This window comes from Chitinophagales bacterium, from assembly GCA_019694975.1.
In the GTDB taxonomy this organism is placed as follows: Bacteria; Bacteroidota; Bacteroidia; order Chitinophagales; family UBA10324; genus JACCZZ01.
On record JAIBAY010000005.1, the window covers coordinates 16,823 to 33,171 of the forward strand.

General features: G+C 43.4%; 12 protein-coding genes. 4 read left to right on the plus strand and 8 right to left on the minus strand.

The window, feature by feature from the left end; genetic code table 11:
• The first annotated feature begins 38 nt into the window (after window positions 1–38).
• Together K1X61_10500 and K1X61_10505 are read left to right on the plus strand one after the other, a co-directional pair.
• Window positions 39–2,714, plus strand: a complete 2,676-nt coding sequence (locus tag K1X61_10500) for an AsmA-like C-terminal region-containing protein (protein MBX7109065.1) — start codon at window positions 39–41, stop codon at window positions 2,712–2,714.
• Between the two features lie 4 nt (window positions 2,715–2,718).
• The gene (locus K1X61_10505) at window positions 2,719–3,879 is read left to right on the plus strand and encodes a HAMP domain-containing histidine kinase (GenBank protein MBX7109066.1); all 1,161 of its coding nucleotides are present in this window, start codon (window positions 2,719–2,721) and stop codon (window positions 3,877–3,879) included.
• A gap of 42 nt (window positions 3,880–3,921) precedes the next feature.
• Here K1X61_10505 and K1X61_10510 read toward each other — a convergent pair whose 3' ends face one another.
• Both K1X61_10510 and msrA read right to left on the minus strand, forming a co-directional pair.
• Entirely contained in the window at window positions 3,922–4,791 is an 870-nt protein-coding gene (locus K1X61_10510) for a pirin family protein (protein MBX7109067.1), read from the minus strand.
• A gap of 51 nt (window positions 4,792–4,842) precedes the next feature.
• Window positions 4,843–5,415, minus strand: coding sequence for a peptide-methionine (S)-S-oxide reductase MsrA (msrA, locus tag K1X61_10515; GenBank protein ID MBX7109068.1), 573 nt, complete (start codon window positions 5,413–5,415; stop codon window positions 4,843–4,845).
• 163 nt (window positions 5,416–5,578) lie between these two features.
• On the opposite strand from msrA, the gene K1X61_10520 reads away from it, so the two are divergent.
• Together K1X61_10520 and K1X61_10525 are read left to right on the plus strand one after the other, a co-directional pair.
• Window positions 5,579–8,353, plus strand: coding sequence for a CotH kinase family protein (locus K1X61_10520; GenBank protein MBX7109069.1), 2,775 nt, complete (start codon window positions 5,579–5,581; stop codon window positions 8,351–8,353).
• Window positions 8,354–8,400: 47 nt separating this feature from the next.
• Entirely contained in the window at window positions 8,401–10,530 is a 2,130-nt protein-coding gene (locus tag K1X61_10525) for a gliding motility-associated C-terminal domain-containing protein (GenBank protein MBX7109070.1), read from the plus strand.
• A 21-nt stretch (window positions 10,531–10,551) separates the two neighbouring features.
• Here K1X61_10525 and K1X61_10530 read toward each other — a convergent pair whose 3' ends face one another.
• The 6 genes from K1X61_10530 to K1X61_10555 all read right to left on the minus strand — a co-directional run bounded on the left by K1X61_10530 (window position 10,552) and on the right by K1X61_10555 (window position 16,274).
• Window positions 10,552–11,586, minus strand: coding sequence for a cytochrome-c peroxidase (locus K1X61_10530; GenBank protein ID MBX7109071.1), 1,035 nt, complete (start codon window positions 11,584–11,586; stop codon window positions 10,552–10,554).
• 107 nt (window positions 11,587–11,693) lie between these two features.
• Window positions 11,694–12,449 (minus strand): hypothetical protein, encoded by a 756-nt coding sequence (locus tag K1X61_10535; protein MBX7109072.1) that lies wholly within the window; start codon window positions 12,447–12,449, stop codon window positions 11,694–11,696.
• A 66-nt stretch (window positions 12,450–12,515) separates the two neighbouring features.
• Window positions 12,516–12,905, minus strand: a complete 390-nt coding sequence (locus K1X61_10540; GenBank protein ID MBX7109073.1) for a hypothetical protein — start codon at window positions 12,903–12,905, stop codon at window positions 12,516–12,518.
• A 16-nt stretch (window positions 12,906–12,921) separates the two neighbouring features.
• The gene (locus tag K1X61_10545) at window positions 12,922–13,953 is read right to left on the minus strand and encodes a hypothetical protein (protein ID MBX7109074.1); all 1,032 of its coding nucleotides are present in this window, start codon (window positions 13,951–13,953) and stop codon (window positions 12,922–12,924) included.
• 54 nt (window positions 13,954–14,007) lie between these two features.
• Window positions 14,008–14,382, minus strand: a complete 375-nt coding sequence (locus K1X61_10550) for a hypothetical protein (GenBank protein ID MBX7109075.1) — start codon at window positions 14,380–14,382, stop codon at window positions 14,008–14,010.
• Between the two features lie 386 nt (window positions 14,383–14,768).
• Window positions 14,769–16,274, minus strand: a complete 1,506-nt coding sequence (locus K1X61_10555) for a GH3 auxin-responsive promoter family protein (GenBank protein MBX7109076.1) — start codon at window positions 16,272–16,274, stop codon at window positions 14,769–14,771.
• Window positions 16,275–16,349: the final 75 nt, after the last annotated feature.

Genomic DNA, 16,349 nt, shown 5'->3' on the forward strand with positions numbered 1-16,349 from the left:
GAGAAAATATTTTTGCAGAACAGCAGTTATACAATACCGTGGAAATTCCCCTTAAAAAGCGAATACTGACCGTTTTAACTGGCCTGGTCATCGTCGTGCTGGCATTGCTGGCAAGCGGAATGCTGATTGGTGTGATCTTCGGTGACAGGATAAAACAGTTGGCCATCGGTGAACTGAATAAAAAACTTGCGACTGAAGTAGTTGTGAAGGGATCAATTGATTTCTCGGTGTTAGCAAATTTCCCGTCTGCTTCCATCACCTTTAACCAGGTTACTTTAAGGGAATCATTGCCCTCAAAAGAAGACTTGTTACAGTGTGATCAGATATCACTGCTTTTCAACATTTGGGATGTTTTCCGGGGTAAATACAAGATTAAGAAAGTAATGGCCGAAAACGGATATCTCAATATCCGCATCACGGAAGACGGGCACAGCAACTACAACATTTTCAAACCGGCTACTGCTAAAACAAACGATGAATTTTCGCTGAAAATGGAAGAAGCGATACTTAACAATATCATTCTCCGGTATGATGACAACCGTACCAACCGGCATTTTGTTTTCGACAACAGGCAATCTACGCTTTCAGGCGATTTCACCTCCGATACGTTTTTACTGAAGATTGTAGCGGACGGCACCAGTGAAAAATGCAGTATAGATAATATTGACTATCTGCCCAACCGAAAGTTAACCTTGAATTCACTCCTGCGCGTAAATCTGCGTGAAGGCAGTTATGAGCTGAATGAAACGATACTGGAAATAGAAATGAACCTTTTCACACTGTCGGGTAAAATTATTACCCGTGCTGAAGGCAATGAAACCGACTTGCATTTCGGAGGAACCAATCTGCGAATTGAAGAACTGGCAGCTCTCCTTCCGGAAAAACACGCTGCCTATATTTCTCATTTCAGCAGCGAAGGCACAATCAGGCTTGATGGATCTGTAAAAGGCATGATCAGTGCGCAAACCGAACCCCACGTTAGTATTTCGTTTGGCGTGAAAAACGGAACATTTTCACACGACAAAATGAAGGCAGCTTTCAAAAATGTAAGCATGGATGGCGAATTTTCGAATGGCGCGTCCAACAGCCTGGCCACTGCCATTTTTAAGCTGCAAAGTTTCACTGCTTCATTTGATGAAAATACCGTGACTGGTATGATGCAGTTGCAGCATTTCAATGATCCTTTCCTTGACTTGAGACTGGATGGCAAACTAAACCTGGAGTTGATAAAGCCATTGTTTCCGTCCACTTATATTCATGAGCTGAAAGGCTCACTTTCATTCCGTCAATTTTATTTTAAAGGAGCAGTGAAATCCATTACGAATTCAAAACCTATCGCAAAGATTGACGCCGGGGGAAGTTTTAGCCTGGCTGATGTGACGGTTGTCACCAACCTTACCTCATATGATCATCTGACAGGAGCATTTGATATACAGGATAACCAGATCATGATTAATCAGCTTTCATTTAATGCAAAAGAGAGTGACCTGAATTTAACAGGCAGTATCAACAATTTCATTCCATATTTTCTGAGTTCACTCAATGATTCGGTTAGGAACAATCATAAGATAGGGCTTGATATTGAATTTTCCTCGCACTATCTATCCTGGACCGATCTCGTGGGCGCAGCAGAAACTACCGGTACTTCGGCGAATGCATCTGCCGCTGAAGAATATGCCGTACCATCGTTGTTCTACATTCTCTCCGGATCCTTATCAGGTAAGATTGACAAGTTCAGCTATGAGAAATTCCAGGCTGGCGATGTGCACGGAAGAATTCTGTTCCTTGGGAATGCTATTTATTTCAATGACTTTGGATTAAAGGCAGAGCAAGGAACAGTGGTAGCGAACGGAAAACTTGACATTGGTAATGTGAATCGCAACAAACTGGAACTGACCGCTTCCCTTGATAAGATGGATATTACACAGCTCTTCTATGAGTTCAATAATTTTAGCCAAACGACATTAACCGATCATAATCTGAAAGGGTTAATTACCGCTAATGTGGCATTACAGGCAACCTGGGATGAAAATATTTTTAACAAGAATAAGCTTTACGCGATAGCAGATGTGACAATTGACAATGGCGAATTGAACAATTTTGACCCGATGCTGGCACTCGCGAAATTTGTAAAAATGAGTGAGCTGAAAAATATCCGCTTCTCCAGATTGCAAAACCAGGTGGAAATCAGGAATGGGAAGATCTATATTCCACAAATGCAGATATTCACCAATGCCCTGAATATTCAGTTGTCAGGAACACATTCGTTTGAAAATATAATTGATTATAAAATTCAGCTTAACCTGCTGAAGCTGCTTACGTCGAAATTCGAAAAATCTGCAGGCACCAACATGGAATTTGATAAAACCACGGAAGGATTTTTAAATCTATATCTTACCATGACCGGAGCAGCGGACAATCCAATGATCCGGTATGATAAAAAAGCGGTGAAGGAAAAAATTGCCACAGACCTGAAACAGGAAAAAAATGAGTTGAAAACAGTGTTAAAAAGGGAATTTGATCAACAGGAAAAAGAACAGCAAAAGATAAAAGACTGGCAAGCTCCTGCGCAATTTGAATACATGGAATTTGATGAGGATTCAATCGATCAGCATAAAACAGAGAATCAACCAACCATGACGAAGCAGGAACAGCAGAAAGAACTGGATAACTTTAAGCAACTTTTCAAACCCAAAGATCCTGCCCCTAAATAGCACGATGAATATCTACGAGCAAAAAAGTACCTGGAAACTTATCCTCCTTATCACGCTGCTGCTGATCATCTTCACGTCCATTCTATACACTAATTTCCTTGCAGGCAAGCTGGCCGCTGAGGAAAAAAAGAAAATGGAGCTATTGGCAGATGTTTATAAAATGCTGAATGCCACCAGCGGCAATGTTGACCTCGGTTTCATGTTTCACATTATTGAAAGCAATGAAACGGTGCCGCTTATTCTTGCCGATGAAGCAGGTAATGTGATTGGCCACAAAAATCTCGACACACTTAAAATAGCTCGCGATACCAACTACCTGCGGCAGCAGCTGGAACTGATGAAGCAGGATCGTCCGCCGATTGACATTGAATATTCGAAAGATGCACATCAGTATATCTATTACCGCGATTCCTATCTTTTGGTGCAGCTGCGGTATTTCCCATTTATTCAGTTTAGCATTATTCTCCTGTTTCTTGCAGTAGCCTACCTTACTTTCAGCACCGCGCGGCGGGCCGAACAGAATCGCGTATGGGCCGGCATGGCAAAGGAAACAGCACATCAGCTCGGAACACCCATTTCAGCGCTTTCGGGTTGGGTTGATTATATGAAGCTGCAATTACAGGAGGGAGATGAAACGCTACAGGTGCTGCCGGAAGTGGAAAAAGACATTGAACGGCTTGAGTTGATTGCTGAAAGATTTTCAAAAATCGGTTCCATACCCGACCTGGTTGAAACCAATTTATATGATGAAGTGGAAAAAAGCACACAATACATACGGCGCAGGGCTTCCGGTAAGGTGCAGATTAATCTGCATGCCCCGCAGGGAAAAAATGTGGAGGCAAAAATAAGCCCGCCACTCTTCGCCTGGGTGATTGAAAATTTGCTGAAGAATGCACTGGATGCAATTGGCGGATCGGGCAATATTGATATCTATGTGTCAAAACAAGGCAAACAAACTTTCCTGGATATCAAGGATAGTGGCAAAGGTATTCCTCCTGGAAAATTGAAAGCTGTTTTCAGGCCTGGCTACTCTACCAAAAAACGTGGCTGGGGTCTGGGGCTTTCACTTGCGAAAAGAATAATTGAAGAATTTCACAAAGGAAAAATATTTGTGAAGGAATCTCAGTTAGGAAAAGGAACTACCTTCCGGATTGTACTTCATTAATGCAGGATTGTTCAAATCTGAAATGATTCTATATCAGCAGAACTATTCAATGAGGATGCCCATCTTTCCCATTTGATAATCTCTCATGGCCTGCAGAATTTCCGTCTGGGTATTCATGACATACGGCCCAAAGGTTGCCAGTTTTTCGTTTATTGGCTCTCCTGTTATCAGCAGAGCGCGTGATTCTTCCAGTGCATTAAGTTCCAACTGATCTCCATCATGCCTGAACACGGCCGCATAATGCTTTTCCATCAGCCAATATCCACTAACATTCAGCTTGCCATCGAGAAGGTAAACAATAGTATTGTGACTTACCGGTACCGGCAATTGGATGTGTCCATCCTTTTTAAATAAAATCGTTGCCGCATTTACATCGCTTTGTGGCCGGATGACTCCGCTGAGGCCGGCTAAATGACCGGCCACCACATTAACATTAACCAATTTATCCGCACTGACAGTTTGTGGAATTGCTTCGGCTGGCAAAGCAAAATATGCAGGAATATCCATTTTGTACCTGGCAGGTGTATTGATCCACAATTGAATAATTTCCTGCCTGCCGCCGATATCCTGTATGTTATCAGGTGGGCGTTCGCTGTGTATGATCCCCATGCCTGCATTCATCCATTGGACTCCGCCTTCATAGATGACACTGTCGTTGCCACGACTGTCGCGATGACGAACGCCGCCCTTAAAGACAAAAGTCACGGGTGAAAATCCACGGTGAGGATGTGGCCCCACACCGGCATGTGCGGTCTCCATATCATCTCTTATTTCAACATCAGCATGATGCAGCAGCAAAAACGGATCGATCTGCTCGAATCTGTCAGTCGGAAACGGTTGCCGAACCATTAAACCACTCATATCAACTTCTTCCGCATAGAGCAAAGCTGCAACACTCTTGTTTTTTGGCATTTTCAAAAAATATCAGTTAAAAGGGACAACAATACATGGCATCCGTATGTCTCAATTTGATTTTACTTTATCGCTGAGCACATTTTCAAGTTTAGCAATTTTAGGAGCTATTACAAACTGGCAGTATGGTGCACCACCATTGCTATTGAAATAATCCTGGTGATAAGCTTCCGCATTGAAAAATTTCTTCAATGCGGAAATTTCAGTAACAACCGGTTTTTTAAAGACGCCCGATTCATCCAATTGTTTCTTATACGTTTCAGCCAGTACGCGTTGTTCTTCATCATGGTAAAAAATAACTGACCTGTATTGTGTGCCCTTATCGGCACCTTGCTGATTGAGCGTGGTGGGGTCATGTGTTTTCCAAAAAACCTGGAGCAACTCGGGGTAGGTTATTTGTGAAGGATCATAATCAATCTGAACCACTTCAGCGTGACCGGTCTTTCCCGTGCAGATTTCCCGGTAGGTGGGATTGTCAGTTGCGCCACCGGCATAGCCTGAAGTTACCTTTTGCACTCCTTTAATACGCTGAAAGATAGCCTCCGTACACCAGAAACAACCGGATCCGAACGTTGCCATGGCTTTATTTTCATCTTGCATATGAACCGAATTTATGTTGATCATTAAATTATAGCTGATCAGGTTAACAAAATAAATAATAACAAGTTCCAGCCGGCAACTTTTTTATACACTTAAAATACCATCACAGATCATGTACACAACTTTGATTTTTATTCTCATCATGATTGTATAACTTTAATGTTTTAATGCCAGAAAAGCATCAATTATGATCAGAAAATTACACTACGTATTAGCCACTTTGTTCTGCGTTTCGTCGTTTAACGGTTTTTCACAGGTGGTCATCAACGAATACTCCGCTTCTAACCGTGATATACTTGCAGATCAGGACGGAGACTATGAAGATTATATTGAACTGTATAACAATTCCGGCTCTCCTGTCAACCTTGGTGGCTATTATCTGAGTGATGATTATGGCAACCTTATGAAATGGAGTTTCCCGGCTTCTGTCAATATCAACTCTAATGGATACCTGCGAGTATGGGCTTCTTCAAAGGATAAGGTAGTTGGAAGTTATATCCACACCAATTTTAAACTTACGCAAACAAAGTATGAACATATTGCATTGAGTGATCCGTCAGGAAATATCATTGACAGTATCACCCTGCAACTTACCCAGAAAAATCATTCCCGCGGCAGGTCTCCAAACGGATCGTCAACCTGGGGCGTCTTTGATTCGCCAACACCCGGCACTGCGAATGGAACCGCATTTTCCGCGTATGCGCCAAGACCAGTCATGGATATTTCCCAGGGATTCTATCCTTCCGCACAAGTTGTCAGCATTACGGATATCGATCCTGATGTTACTATACGTTATACATTAGATGGCTCCACTCCCACTGCAACATCAACTATTTACACCGGGCCAATCAACATTGACGCAACAGCGGTGTTGCGTGCCACTGCATTTAGCCCCTTAACGGAAATTTTACCGAGTTTCACCGAGTCCAACACTTATTTCATAAATGTTACACATGATGCACAGTATTACATTATTTCTCTCTCTTCCACTGATTTCGATGCCATGTTTAACAGTTGGGGCACCTGGGATATTGATGCCTATATTGAATTTTTTGGTAAAGACCGCGCTTTAGAATCGGAAGGCGAAGGTAAGGTTGACCCTCATGGAAACGACTCATGGGCATTCCCGCAAAAAGGTATTGACTTTGAAATGGAAGATGACTATGGATATGACCATACAATAGACTATCCCATTTTTACCACGAAGAACAGGGATAATTATGATCATATCATTCTAAAAGCCGGTGCATCAGATAACTATCCCTTCAGCTGGGGCAGTGGCGGCGGTTGTCATCTGCGGGATGCATTTGTTCAGACGCTCTCTCAGAAATTCAGCCTCGATATGGACTGCAGGACCTATGAGCCGGTAATCATATATATCAACGGTGAATATTGGGGTGTATATGAATTACGTGAAAAAATGGATGAACCTGACTATACGGATCATTACTACGATCAGGGTGAGAATGATATTGATGTGCTTGCCTTCTGGGGCGGCCTAAATATCAAATATGGAAGCGATACGGCCTGGAATAACCTGTATTCCTTTATGATGACAAATTCGCTGACGGTCCCGGCCAATTATCAACATGTGGATGACAGGCTGAATATTCCGGGATTCATTGACTATTGCATTTTCAACACCTACATAGTCAACAGCGACTGGATTAGCTGGAATACCATGTGGTGGCGTGGCAGAAATCCAAATGGAGAACGTACCAAATGGACCTATTCACTATGGGATGAAGACAATGTCTTTGGTCTTGGGCAGAATTATTCCGGCTGGCCTACCACCAACTACACCGCAGATCCTTGTGATCTCCAATCAGTTTTTAGTAATGCCGGCCCTGACATGGGAACGATGGATATGCTTACTAAACTCATGCAGAATGAAAACTTTAAAAGTGCCTATATCAATCGTTATGCTGACCTCATGAATACCGTGCTGGATTGTGATACTGTGCAGTCTGTTTTACAGGATTTCATAGATATCCTGACTCCCGAAATGCCCGGGCAGATAGCCCGCTGGGGCGGTTCCATGACCGGCTGGCAGAACAATCTCACTTTTCTGAAAAACTTTATAAATGGCCGATGCAGCTATATTGATTCTGCATTGGTTGATTGCTATGATGTAACCGGTCCATTTGATATTACCGTTATTGTCGATCCACCATTGTCCGGTGAGGTGGAAATAAGTACACTGCACCCGGCGGGTTATCCATGGACAGGCACTTACTTCGGTAATGTTGACTTGAGTTTTAAGGCTACGGCAGCCACTAATATGTCGTTCGTAAACTGGGAACTTTCCAATAACATCGTCACACCCAATCTTAATGCAGATACGATTTCCATAAACCTGCAGGCAGGTGATACAGTTATTGCGCATTTTCAAAACTTATTACCTTCTTATGATTTAACTGTTGATGTAACTCCTGCTGGATCCGGCGATGTAAAAGTGCAGGGGGTTTTGCCGGTATCATATCCGTATGCAACTTCATACCTCAGCGGGCAGATTGTACAAATGGCAGCGATACCTGACCCGGGATATACTTTCGATTACTGGAGTCTTGATAACAACTTCGTCAACCCCAACTCTACTGATCCAAATGTTTATTTTGTGCTGGCATCCGGTGATGAAGTGCTTGCTCATTTTAAGACACTGGTTGGTATTGATGAAGCCGACCTGAATACATTATCTGTTTATCCCACTCTCACTTCCGATCAGTTTCATCTAAGCTATGAGATTAAGGCGCCTGTAAACCTGAGCGTGAAATTGTATTCACTTTCCGGCCAGCTGATAACTGATCTCATTCAGGAAGATGCTTCCTTGTCGGAGCCCGGTCTGCATGATTTCAATTTCAGTATGAAACAGCACGACCTTGCACCAGGCATGTACTTTCTGCAGTTTGATTATCCGGGATTCAGCAAGACCTTTAAACTCGTATTATTACCGCATCCTTAACAGAAATGATTGGTATTTTGCGTGATCATTCTCTTCGAAAAAATCTGATGATTTACTTACATAAAGCCCTTGGCCACTTTGCTGATAAGGCGTATATACTGTTTACTTGCCTGGCTATAACATTTACGGTTCCATCATTCGGACAAACTAATATTTCAGGTATCATCAATAGCTATTGGCAAGTGATAGCGGTTGACTTCTGCAATAACAGAGTTGCATTGCCAGCCATTGCGGTTGGTATCGCCAATGGCGACAAAGTCCTGCTCATCCAGATGACCGGAGCTGCAATTGACCAGGCTGATGCTGCAAGCTATGGATCTATCACAGGTTATCAGGATGCCGGCAATTATGAGTGGCTGACTGTAGCGGATGTAACGAATAATATCATCACTTTCAAAGAAACCATTCTTCGCAGTTATGATGCTTTAAACGGTAAAGTGCAGTTGGTTTCGGTGCCACAATATGTTGATGCCGATTTAATCGCAACTGTTACCGCGCCTGCCTGGGATGGAAATACCGGTGGCATTATCGCCTTTCAGGCATCCGGCACTGTTAGCATGAATGCCAATATGGATGTCACCGGCAAAGGCTTCAGAGGAGGTGCTGTTCAACATCATCCCGGATGTTATGGCGGCGGATCCGGATCAGCAAACTACCGGTGTGACATGGCAGATCTTTGTGGAGGAAATAAGGGAGAGGGCATTGCTGATAATGGTGGTTTTGATTTGGGTCGTGGTGCACCGGCAAACGGCGGCGGCGGCGGTAATGATAATAATACTGGAGGAGGTGGCGGAAGTAATTTTGGGCTGGCTGGAACAGGAGGACAACGACTTAATACGGGCATTGCAGATTGTAAAGGTGCCAACCCCGGAATAGGTGGTTATGCTTTGGCGTATTCCAATACAGACAACAAAGTATTTGCTGGTGGTGGTGGTGGCAGTGGTGATGATAATACCAACGAAGCCACGGAAGGCGCCAATGGCGGAGGTATCGTGCTAATAAAAGCATCAACTATTAACGGCAATGGCTTCTCCATTTACGCCAATGGTGCTGATCAGTCTGCCACGGCGATGCGTGATGGCGGTGGTGGCGGTGGTGGTGGTGGCGTCATCCTGCTTGATGTTCAGAATTTTTCATCCGCCCTTAATACGGAAGTACAAGGTGGCAATGGCGGCAATGTTGACAATGGAGGCATAGCAGATTCATGCTTCGGGCCAGGTGGTGGCGGTGGTGCCGGATTGCTCTGGCTGAGCGGTGCAGGTGGCCTGCCTGCGAATGTCACTTTAAATGCTGCGGGAGGACAGGCAGGTCTTACGCTCAACGCCAATGCACCGGCAGCTTGTAATGGTTTGTCCAACGGAGCAACAGCGGGAACAGCCGGCGGAACTTTAGCCGGATTGGTTATTACGGAAAGCACCATTCTTTTTGTTCCACTTGCATTGGTAATGCCAGATGATACTATTGTATGTATTGGAACGGCGGCCAACCTTACGGTGCATGCAACAGGTACTGGAACACTCACCTATCAATGGAATACCGGCGAAACGGATTCTACTATAAATCCTTCACCAACTCAAAGCACGGTCTATATCGTTACCGTTACCGATTCCCGTGGCTGCTCCTTAACCGGTGAGGTAACAGTGGATGTTAAATCCAATAATGTGATTGCAACAGCTTTCCCCGATTCCATCATTGTTGGTCAAAGTACTCAACTGTCCGCAGACACACTTGGCAATTTCTCTTATGAATGGTTTCCTTCTTCAGGATTGGATAATGATACCGTTCCCAATCCGATTGCCACTCCGGCCGATACGATAGAATACTGTGTGATTGCGTTGGGTGATAATGGTTGCTTAGATACCGCCTGTGTAACCGTTAATGTAACCATTCCCGAACCCTCAATACAGATTCCTACTGCTTTCACACCAAATGGTGATGGTATTAATGATACCTGGAAGCTGATCGTACATCCATGTTATGAAATTCTGGAAGCATATATTTATAACAGGTGGGGAAGAACTGTTTATAGCTACCAGGTGGCAGGAAGTGCCGAATGGTCAGGAACGATTCAGGGACAGCCACAGCCAATGGGCGCTTACGGTTATTTTATAAAGGCGAAATGCGCTGAGCGCGATAAGGAAGAAGTATATAAGGGAACAATTACGCTGATCAGATAATACTATCATCGCAATCACTCATCATTTATCAGTAAGTGATAGCAGGAAATTAAGCAGGTCCTGTTTCTCCTCTTCCGTAAGATTCAATGGCTTAATCAGTCCGCTTTTATTGGGATGCGGCTTACCACCGGAATTATAATGGTCAATCACGGCGGACAGCGTTCCGAGGGAACCATCATGCATGTAGGGCGCTGTCATGGCTACATTCCGAAGTGAAGGCACCTTAAATTTGCCGACATCTCCTGGCTGTAATGTGATGCGTGCCCTTCCTGAATCCGAATATTCGAGGTATAACCCGTTATTTTTAAAACTGTTGTCGGTAAAGTTGTATTCATTATGGCAATGAAAACATTCACCCTTCTCACCAAAAAAAATGTTTTTACCATTTAAAGCGGAAGCTGAAAGAGCAGTTGTATTTCCATAATACTGATATTCATCAAAAGCCGAACGGCCGCTAAACAGTGTTCGCTCGTAGTTGGCAATTGCCCGGGTAAGTGCAAAAACCGTCGGTTCCTGACTATAAGCCTTCTCAAACATTGCAATATAATCAGGCTGCTTTTTGAGCCGTTCAACAACGGCGTTTACGTCAAAATCCATTTCAAGCGGATTTGAAATAGGCGCGAGCACCTGCTGCTCCATAGTTGGCACGCCACCATCCCAAAACATGTAAGGCTGATACGCCACATTGATCAGGGACGGTGCATTACGCAATGCATGATTCGAATCAATACCGAGGCTGAGCGCAAGACCATCCGTAAAGTACAACTCAGGGTGATGGCAGCTGCCGCATGAAACAGTGCTATCGCGTGAAAGAACAGGATCGAAGAATAATTTCTTGCCCAGGTCAATCCTGTTTTGCGTTGGCAGATTATCAGCAGGAATAACAGGATAAGGAAAACCCTTGGGAACTACAAGGGTGATGACAGCATTACCGGCCTCCTCTTCCGTGATATCGGGCTCCACTGTACAGGAAAGAAATAATCCTACTGCAATAAAAAACAAGGCAAAAAACCGGGACGCATTGTATGGCAAACCGGTTGCAGTATCAACTACCATAACAAACCAATTAAGATAGCATGACAGGCAACATTTTGCAAGAGTTACCTGTCATGCAATGTAAACATCATCCGATTAGGAAGTCGTTTCCAATCATTCCATTTTAGTTACTCCATCGTGAATGATACTGCAAAGTTATCGGCAATTTTCTCAGCAAGTGGCATATTGTTAAAGGTATGCGTCTCATTTTCTGTCCTTAAGTCAACATTTTCCAGCACATCGAGCAAATCAAGCTCCAATACCAACTCCTTATCGCTGCCAGCCTGAATGGTAAACGGATGATTGCTCATATCAATTGTGCGCTTCATCATGTCCATGCCGACATGATAGAAAAATTGAAAATCCGCTTGCCCGTTGGCAGCCAGCGAGGTATCACAAAGTCCCTCAATTTTCGAAAAGATATAGCCGGAATTCCAATCCCAGTGTATGCCCGGCGATTGAATAGACAACGGATTATCTGCAGGATAAGTGGCAGGATCCTGGTGATTAGTAACAGAATCGAGGCCATAGAGCATGGTTAATCCCTTATAATCGCCTGTAGGAACGTCAGCAAGCACGTAGTCATGATTTGCAGGGTTTACCAACAATACCACATCTGTCAAGGGCAACTCACTTCCATCGGCTTTGATCAGCACTATGTTCGACAGGTAATACCGGTAATCGGTGAGGGAAAACTTACGTCCCGTTGCATCGGAAAATGTTGAACTATAATCAGCTTCCTGGTTACCCACATTATTGTGAATATGAAAGGAAAGCTGCTGCATGGTATTTTCCGGCACTTCCGGATCTTTTTTACATCCGGCAAATAAAATAACGGATGACAGCAATAAGCTGATTGCAAAAATTGAAAGTTTGTTTTTCATAATTATTGGTTTGAAGATTAAGAATTTGTTTAACTGTTAATACTATTTTCTTCTGACAGGGTAAGATTATTCCGTTACCGGCACTACAATGTCAGTTTCGCCTGACTTCTCTTTAATTTCCACCGGTATTCCTCCTGTTACCACCTGGTTAATTGAGCTGTCAAATCCGACACCATAGAGATAATAGTCCCCTTTTTTGAGGTTTTCAAAATGGGCATGTGGATCCTCGCCTGCTTCTGCTTCAGCGATTTTGGCATCATCATAGACACTCACATCGGTACCCGGAAAATCTTTTGCACCATACTTTATATAAATGGTTGTATTCGGAATCGGTTTTTCATGATGCTTGGGAAATGCAGCAATTGTGGCTTCTCCGCCTAACCCTTCTTTCGAGCAGGAAGAAAAAAACAAGAATGCTACGAGGATTGCAGTTGTTAAAATGATCGTGTTTTTCATGATGTGTTTATTATTGTTAAAGAATGAAAGAAATTCCTAGAATCGCTGTTGATTTAATCCTTGCCTGATGGCCATTTAACGCCTGTGCCAGCGGCAAGGAAAAGCTGACAGGGAAATATAACCGATCGGTAATAAAAGCAGTGATGGAAGCGTTAGCAAATAGCCGCGTGAATCCTGTATTGGGATCCGAAACAAGGCTGCCCGGCACGGCGGTACTGTCAGCACCATGCTGATGCGATTCGCTGACGATCATCCTCATGGCTGCATTGTAGTCACCTGAAAAACCTGCAGTGCAACGTAACAAGGGAAGTATCTTGCGGTTCTCCTGCTCCAGTAAATCATACCCTGCGGTAATTTTTGTATTAACATAAGTTCCCATGTTATGTTCCTTTGCAGTTGTTGCTACCTTAACATGTGTATCTGAAATGAACAGCCATTTCTTTAATTGCTTCTGAACAGCAACATTCAGCAAAGGATCCCATGAACCTGTTCCAGGTTGCAGGTGTACCGGCAAGACAACTGCATAAGTCGAATACGCATCTGTTTTGCCTGTCGGCATCTTAATGCCTGCTCCGGCAAATGCTTTCCATCCTTTCTCCCTGTTGTCAATAAATGTATAACTGACGGAAATGACTCCATCTCCAATCCCATCAATATTACCGTAAGTATGTATTTCAGCCGCGCTTTCTTCCGGGTGAAAATGACCTTCCTTGTTGTCAATTGACAAATTAAACGGCAACGAAGCGGTCAATGACATTCTCTTTGAAATGCCATAGCTTATCATACCCTTAATACTGCTTTGTGCTTTTACACTATAGACGGACGCTGATGCAGTTGCATACTGCAATAGCTCATCATCACTCAAAGGTTTGTATTGCATGTTGAGCAGGCTGACACCAATCACCCATTGCCGGTGTTGCGGCATTTCCAACTGCTGTGATACATCAGCAGTTGATGCCGTCGTGCAACAGGAGCCTAAACACTGAGCCAGAATTATATGAATGGGAAAAAGCCACCCAACCAGTGCAAGAAAAAAAATTCTACACATGATTGAAAAATTTAAGGTCAATAAATATTGATGCAGCGCATCGCCGCATTGGCCTTAGACAGTTGGAGGATGGTCAGATGTGATACGGAAGCCGGAAGAAAAATAATGCTGTGTTATCCCAGATAATATTTGCCCGGAGGATAGAAACACACTGCAAACAAGCGGCTGATCAATAAACAAAGTAATGGATGCATAACTGGAAATTTCCTTCTGATTGGCACTATCCTTCTCTGCATTCCTGTTAATTTCCTTTTTTAAATAACACTTTCCGTCACAATGCATCTGCGGTTTATCGCGATTGACACAAAGCACTTTTGCGATATAGGCCTGGTTAATATTGTATTCACATTGAACATACAGTAGTGACAACGACTGCAACACAATCATTGCCGACATACTGATCCCCACGATTGACCTGAACTGCTTCATGCGAACGCAAAAGTAACGCATAATACTTTAAGTGCATCAACTTCCTGACCATAATTTATTATTAATAATGACAAGCAAAATATACAGACACTGAATTTCATGATTAACGGGAGCCATTCGTTAGCGCTGCAAAACCGGAATCGGCTACAGATTAAAGCCAATCGAACACTTCACTGCCTCCGTTTAGTTTTTGCATGGTATTCGAAAAACTGACTAGAAGCTATCTCAAAATAGTTGGAGTCATCCTGTACCGATTGATCTGGATCAGCATCTCTTCCATTCAATGACAGATGCCGACATAAATTCAGCATGACTGCATTGAATACCTGTTTTGAGATAGATTCTAATACTATTCAATATTCCTTTGGCCAATAACTGGTAACCGATTAGTGATTTTCTCTCCAAGGCTGTAATGCATCAGCAAGCATTCTGTTATTACTGAGCCTGGGCACTTTGTTTTGGCCGCCGAGTTTACCAACAGATTTCATGTAATCGCGAAATCCATCCTGGCGCATCAATGTAATTTTTAATGGCTGAAGGATATTGCCGGTGATCAGATCATCATAGTAGATATTTCTTTTTCGCAACTCCACATCCACTTTCGCGCGAAACCGGTCGACATCGGAAGGCGGTACAGAAAATTCGATCAGCCATTCATGATAAGGCAATTCACCTCCCTCCGGATTCACTTGCGGCGCAACTGTAAATTCCACTACTTCCAGGTTTTCCTCATTTGCTGCTTTCATCAATGCACCTTCCACTTCTTCCCCGATCACATGCTCACCAAAGGCTGAAATGAAGTGTTTTGTTCTTCCGGTTACAATCAACCTGTATGGTGACTTCGATACGAACTTAACCATATCTCCGACTGAATAGGCCCATAAGCCGGCGTTTGAACTGACCACGAGTGCATAGTTTACACCAACTTCTACATCCCTTAACTGGAACCTGGTGGGTTTATCATTATTTATTTCGTCGGCAGGAATAAACTCAAAGAAAATTCCGGAATTGACATTCAGGAGCAGCCCTTCCTGATTTTGTGTATCCTGAAAAGCAAAAAAACCTTCTGAGGCAGGATATGTTTCAATGGCATCAATGCTTTCACCAATTGTATTGAAGAGTTTATTACGGTAAGGTTCGAAATTCACACCTCCATATACCAATAAGGAAAGGTTCGGAAAAATTTCCTTAATGGTCCGCTTACCGGTTTTATCAAGAAGTCTTTCAAAATACATCTGCACCCAGGGCGGAATACCACTGATCAGCGTCATATCCTGATTCATTGTTTCTTCCACTATCCTGTCAATTTTTTGTTCCCAGTCTTCAATACAATTTGTTTCATAAGAAGGAAGCTGATTAGATCTGAGATAACCCGGAACATGATGATTTACGATGCCGGAAAGTCTTCCGGTAAGTATTCCACCGGACTTATCCAGTACCGGACTGCCCGATAAGAAAATCATACGCCCGTTTACAAAACTGCTTTTCCCTGTTTCGGCAATGTAAAGCAGAAGGGCATTACGTGCTGTATTGATATGGTTGGAAATAGAATCAGCAGTTATGGGAATATACTTAACACCGGATGTAGTGCCCGATGATTTTGCGAAATATACCGGCTTCCCCCGCCAAAGAACATTTGATTCTCCCTTCTTAATACGTTCTATATACGGCTTAAAGTTTTCGTATTCTCGAACAGGCACTGCTTCGGAAAACTGACTGTGGGTTTTTATATGATCAAAACCATGATCAATACCGAATGCGGTAGTTCTTCCTTCCCGTATAAGCCTTGCGAACAACGCTTCCTGTATTTTCACTGCATTCACTGCAGAATGCTTCACGCGCTGTGCAATTAAAGCAGCAAATGGGCCGGCCAGCATTGATTTCAGACGCATCCGTCAAAGGTAGAATGTTCCGTGTAATATGGCTCGGGGGCAGACGCTGAAAGTTTCTGTTTGCAAATTCGGAAA